General features: G+C 67.7%; 4 protein-coding genes. 2 read left to right on the forward strand and 2 right to left on the reverse strand.

The genetic code is table 11. From position 1 onward, the window contains the following. Positions 1–235 precede the first annotated feature (235 nt). A complete protein-coding gene (locus tag ABIA73_RS21445) occupies positions 236–1,012 on the forward strand; it encodes a lytic transglycosylase domain-containing protein (RefSeq protein WP_032975549.1) in 777 nt (258 codons plus the stop codon). Positions 1,013–1,019: 7 nt separating this feature from the next. Here ABIA73_RS21445 and ABIA73_RS21450 read toward each other — a convergent pair whose 3' ends face one another. Further along, the gene (locus ABIA73_RS21450; RefSeq protein ID WP_354276255.1) at positions 1,020–2,543 is read right to left on the reverse strand and encodes a hypothetical protein; all 1,524 of its coding nucleotides are present in this window, start codon (positions 2,541–2,543) and stop codon (positions 1,020–1,022) included. A 174-nt stretch (positions 2,544–2,717) separates the two neighbouring features. On the opposite strand from ABIA73_RS21450, the gene ABIA73_RS21455 reads away from it, so the two are divergent. Beyond that, a complete protein-coding gene (locus tag ABIA73_RS21455; protein WP_354276256.1) occupies positions 2,718–4,799 on the forward strand; it encodes an SMP-30/gluconolactonase/LRE family protein in 2,082 nt (693 codons plus the stop codon). Here the strand turns inward: ABIA73_RS21455 and ABIA73_RS21460 are convergent. Continuing rightward, positions 4,777–5,184, reverse strand: coding sequence for a YciI family protein (locus ABIA73_RS21460; protein WP_025879187.1), 408 nt, complete (start codon positions 5,182–5,184; stop codon positions 4,777–4,779). The two genes, ABIA73_RS21455 and ABIA73_RS21460, sit on opposite strands and share 23 nt — an antisense overlap. Positions 5,185–5,485 lie beyond the last annotated feature (301 nt).

Raw genomic sequence — 5,485 nt, forward strand, 5'->3', positions numbered from 1 at the left:
GCGGGGTGGGTCCGGTTGCGGGGGCGTGAGCCGCATGGATGCGGCGACCGAGCCTACATGGACGTATTCACGGCGTCCCCCGCAACCGGACCCACCCCGCCTACCTTCAGGAAGCCAGCTTCTGCTGTTGCTTCGGCTGTTGCTGCGGCCGTTGCTTCTGCGGGTGCCGGGCGCCGCCCGGCCGAACCCCCCATTCACTCAGTGTTAGCGGCCGCGGCCGGATCATCCCGCCGCCATGTCCCTCCGTCCCGCCCTCGTCGCGCTGTTGCTGCTGTCTGGCCTGTGGCCAGGGCTGGCCGCTGCGCGCACGGTCTACCGCTGCGTGCAGGGCAACACCGTCAGCCTGGCCACCGCACCGGAGCCCGGCTCGCGCTGCACGCCGAAGGAGATCGACGACAGCGCCGTGCAGACCCCCAACCTGTGGGGCAACATGGGCGTGTTCAGTGGCGTGCTGTACGAGCGCGAGCAGGACGGCAAGCTTGTCTATTCCACCCGCAACCTGCCCGGCTCGCGGGTGTTCCTGAAGTTCACCGTAGCCACACCGCCGGGCGAACCGGCGCACGAAGGCCTGGGCAAGGTCGGCAAGCCCCAGCTGGCCCAGCACGCAAAACAGTTCAAGGCGGCGGCCAAGGCCACCGGCGTGGACGATGCCTGGTTGCGGGCGATCGCCCACGCCGAAAGCAATTTCGACGCGCTGGCGGTGTCCAGCAAGGGCGCGCAGGGCGTGATGCAGCTGATGCCGGACACCGCGCTGGAATACGGCGTGCGCGACCCGTTCTCGCCGCAGCAGTCCATCGACGGCGGCGCCCGCTATATGCGCGCGCTGCTGCGTCGCTACAACGGCGACCGTCCGCTGGCAGCGGCGGCCTACAACGCCGGCATCGGTGCGGTGGCGCGCTACAAGGGCGTGCCACCGTATGCCGAAACCCTGGCCTACGTGGACAAGGTGATGGCCCTGTATACGCGCTACCGCGAAGCGATGGGCATCCGTATCGAAGTGCCGGCAAAATGACCGGCGATCAGCGCGATGTGGAAATGCTGTAGAGAGGGTAGCGCTCAATCCGGCCGACGCGGTTGATCGCGGCACGCACATCGGCACGCTGTTTCAGTTCGCGCCAGCGTTCGTCGGCCACCCGCTCCGCCGGCAGCGAGGGATACACGCGCATGTCCTGCAGGCTGAGCAGTGCGTCGGTGCGATCCTCTGCGGATTCCAGTTGGCTTATCAGCGCGGCTGCGGCGGCCTCCATGTCGCCTTCTTCAATCAGCAGCTCCATATGGATCTGGGGTGCGTCCTTGCGGTGGCTGACGATTTCCGCGCGCGCGGCCGCCGCTGCCGCCAGATCGTTGTTCTCGCGCGCATGCACGAAGGTCAGGTAGGCGCGCGCCGCCAGCCCGAAGGGCGACAGCCCGTCCATGCCGGCAAGCAGGGTGTCGCTCTCGCGTTCGTGGCCAGTGGCAGACAGCATGAAGGCCAGGTTCATGCGGTGCTCGGCCGCGTCCGGGCCAAGGGCACCGACCGCATCGGTCAGTCGTGCGGCCGCCACCGAGTCGTCGATGCGATCCAGCCGGCGCAGTGCCAGCGTGCGGTAGTCCAGCAGCCACGCCAGCCACGTTGCCTCCTCACCCGCAGGACGCTGGCCGGCACTGACCATCCGCGCCATGTCATCGGTGAACTGCACGATCTGCTCGTTCTCGCCCACCATCAGCTGGATGAAGCCGAACGCAGCCAGCTTGGCATTCAAGCGGCGGTCGAGCAGGCCCGACACGCGCAGGTCATCCAGCTTGCGCTGTGCCACCTGCTGCGGATCGAACCGCGGATCGCGGCGATCGACGTAGCGGTCGAAGCGCTTGTCGCTGCGCAATGCGATCACCTCCAACGGTGTATCGATGCGGGCAATCGTGGCAGCTGCCTCTGCGCTGCGGCCGTGCTCGACCTGCAATGTCGCCAGCACCAGCCAGAGGCCGGTGGGTTCAACGCCATCCCCCGTCCACTGGTTGTCGAACAGGCTCTTCAGCAGGGCCATGCGTTGAGCCGGCTGCGCACGCAGCGTGTACTGCAGGTAGCTGACGGTCTGCGTATCAACCTGCACTGGGCCATCTGCATGGGTGGCCGCTTGCAGCAGGTGTAGGGTTGCGGCGGCGGTGTTGTCCTCGGCCAGTTCCACCGATACCAGGGTGGCCGGCGTGGCCGGGTCGTTCGGCAGCGCGGTCAGTGCCTGCTGCAGGTAGCGGCGGGCAACGCCGGGGGCATCCTGCATCAACGCGGTGGCACCGGCGATCTGCGCGTTGCGCCCACGCACGGCGGGCTCGAGACGGGCGAACAACGGATCGTCCATCAGCCGTTCGAACGCGATCATGGCACCCAGCATGTTGCCGCTGCCGGCCATCATCAACGCCGACTCCCACCGTTGCTGGTAGGCGGAAAAGGGGGTATCCGCAATCTCCTGCGCTGGCGCCTCGGGATGGGGCTCGACGGCGTGTGCAGATGCTGCCGCCAGCACGGTGAGCAGCAGGGCGGCGAGAGGCAGGGTAGGTCGGGACATGACGGCATCCATCCTTGGAAAGTGCGTTGATTTGAATGCGAAGTGCGTTGATTTGAACCCGCAAAGGGCTGCCACCACAAGCACCCTCGCATTTGCAGCGGCGCGGCCTTGGCAGCCGGGAGTGCAGCGACTATCGTCTGACCCTCTTCACGGTCTGGCAGGCGAACAGGAACGATGGCACGGCGGCATTGGATGGCGGCAGGCGTAGTGGTGGCAACAGCGGTGGCGCTGGCGGCAACCTGGTGGGAGTTCCCGGCATCGGGCCCGACAGTAGCGAGCGGCCCGGCCGCCACGCCGCTGGGCTGGACCGCACAGATCGAACTGCTGGCTGGTGATGGCCATCCCGGTGATCGCGATGGCGCCGCCGCACAGGCACGCTTTGCCGACCCCTACGCGCTGCTGGCCAGTGCCGATGGCAGCGTCTACTTCACCGATGCCGGTGACAACAACCGCATTCGCCGCCGCCTGCCCGATGGCCGTATTGAAACGGTAGCGGGGCAGGGCGAGGGTCGTGTTGATGGGCCTGCCCTGCAGGCAAGTTTCAACACGCCTTCGGGTATTGCCGCCGATGCGCAGGGCAACCTGTATGTGGCCGACACCGGCAATCATGCGATCCGGCGCGTCAGTACCGATGGACAGGTGACGACGCTGGCCGGTGGCCAGCAAGGCTTCGCCGATGGCCCTGCCGCGCAGGCGCGCTTCGATGGGCCGATGGGCATCGCCGTGGATGCGCAGGGACAGGTCTATGTGGCTGATACCTGGAATGACCGCATCCGGGTGATCGGTACCGATGGCAACGTGCGTACGTTGGCCGGCGGCGACCGCCCGGGCTTCGCCGATGCGCTTGGCGCTGACGCTCGTTTCGATACGCCGGTGGCGCTGGCCTTCGATGCGCACGGCGCACTGCTGGTGGCCGACCTGTTCAACAACGCAGTGCGTCGCGTCGGCGCCGATGGCACGGTCAGCACCGTCGTTGGCCGCGGGGAGGTCATCAATGGCCCGCTGTCACTGGCCACCACGCATGACGGCGTGCTGTACGTGGGTGACCTGGATGGACGCATCGTGCAGGTGACCCCGCAGGGGCATCAGCTGGCACTGCTGGGCAATGATCGCCTGCCACGCCTGGCGCGCCCCAGCGGTCTGGCGGTAGAGGCCGACGGCACCCTGCTGGTGGCCGATTCCGCGGCTTATCGCCTGCATCGCCTGCGCCCGTTGCCGGTGGGTGAACTGCCCGCACCGGCGCTGGTGGGCCCGGCCTCGGATGCGGCGCTGCCGGACAGTGGCGGGCGCTGGCCACTGGCACCGCAGGATGGCTGGCACGAAGTGGTGGGCACGCTCGGCGAGGTGCGCGGCACCTTCCAGGGTGAGAGCCGCCACCACCTGCACGGCGGCTTCGATGTGCGCGGCGATGTCGGCCAGACCGTACTGGCGATCGCCGAGGGCAAGATCAGCAGCCCGATTGCCGCCTGGAGCCTCGGCGGACAGGCCGAAGGCCTGGCCGTGGACCGGTTGAAGTACATCCACATGCGCGTCGGTCGTACGCCACGCGGCGAACCGTTCGACGCGCGCTGGCAGCCGCTGTACGCCGAAGACGGCACGCTGGAGCGGATCCGCGTGCGCCGTGGTACACGCATCCACGTCGGCGACCGCCTGGGCAGCATCAACAACCAGGCGCACGTGCACCTGGCCGTGGGCAATGGCGGTTTCGAGACCAATGCGGTGGCGTTGGGGTTCAAGAACTATGCCGACCACTTCGCGCCGCGCATCACCGATGTGGCGCTGCTGGACGACAACGACCAGCCAATGGCCGCCGGCAGCGATGGCGTGGTGATGCTGGCCCGGCAGGGACGCGGCGTGCAGATCGTGGTGGAAGCCTGGGACCAGGTGGACAACAACCTGCCGCGTCGCCGGCTGGGGCCGTACCAGGTGGGCTACCAGATCCTCGATGCCGCCGGGCAGCCGCTGCAGGGCTACGAGCAGCCGCGCTGGAACATCGTCTTCAACCGCATGCCGCCGCAGAAGCAGGCGGTGAAAGTGGCTTACGCACCCGACAGCGGCATCACCGTGCATGGCAGCGCGGTCACCCGCTTCCGTTATCTGGTGACCAACACCGTGCGCGATGGGCTGATGGAAACCGGGCGCTGGCAGCCGGCGGCGTTGCCGCCGGGCGAGTACATCGTGCGTGCCAGTGCGCGCGACTACAGCGGCAACGAAGGCGTGGGCCCGCGCGACATCAGGGTACGGCTGCTGCCGTAGCCGCGGCCGGGGCGCCGCAGCGTTCGCGCTCGGCGTCCATGTCTTCCAGCGGGCGCACCTCGATGCTGCCGAAGCGCGCCCACGGGAAGCCTTGGGCGATACGCATGGCCTCATCGCGGTCACGGGCAACGATCAGGTTGAAGCCGGCCAGCAGTTCGCGGGTTTCGGCGAAGGGGCCATCGAGTACCCGGCTGTGGCCATCGCGCACGCGCAGGGTCTGCGCCGATTCGATCGGCTGCAGTTTCTGCGCGGCCAGCAACGTGCCTTCGGCCTGCAGTTTGTCGGCATGGGCGAGGCAGTCGCGCATCAACGTATTGAAGTCGTCGATGGGCAGTGTGCGCAGCAGTGACGGGTCGATGTAGATCAGAAGCAGGTACTGCTGCATGGCGGAGTCCTGGCGGGGGCGGGGGTCCATGATCGCGCAGGTTTGCGCGGGGGCATGCTGCACTGCGAAAGGCAGAGCGGGAAGCGCGCCTTCGGCGGGGATCGGCGAACGGCGGGGCCCCTCCGTGGTGGAAGCACAAGCACAAGCATGAGCCATGGGATTGGCCGGGTGGGTAGGCGGGTCGGGGGACGCCGTGAACCCATCCCTGAAGTGACCCCCTAAAGTTGGACAGTTGGGGATCAGGCAGCCAGCGCGACCTGTTCCCGGTACTTTACCGGGCTCAGGCCCTTTAGTTTCAGTC

It is taken from the genome of Stenotrophomonas sp. 2694, from assembly GCF_040548715.1.
Lineage (GTDB): Bacteria > Pseudomonadota > Gammaproteobacteria > Xanthomonadales > Xanthomonadaceae > Stenotrophomonas > Stenotrophomonas indicatrix.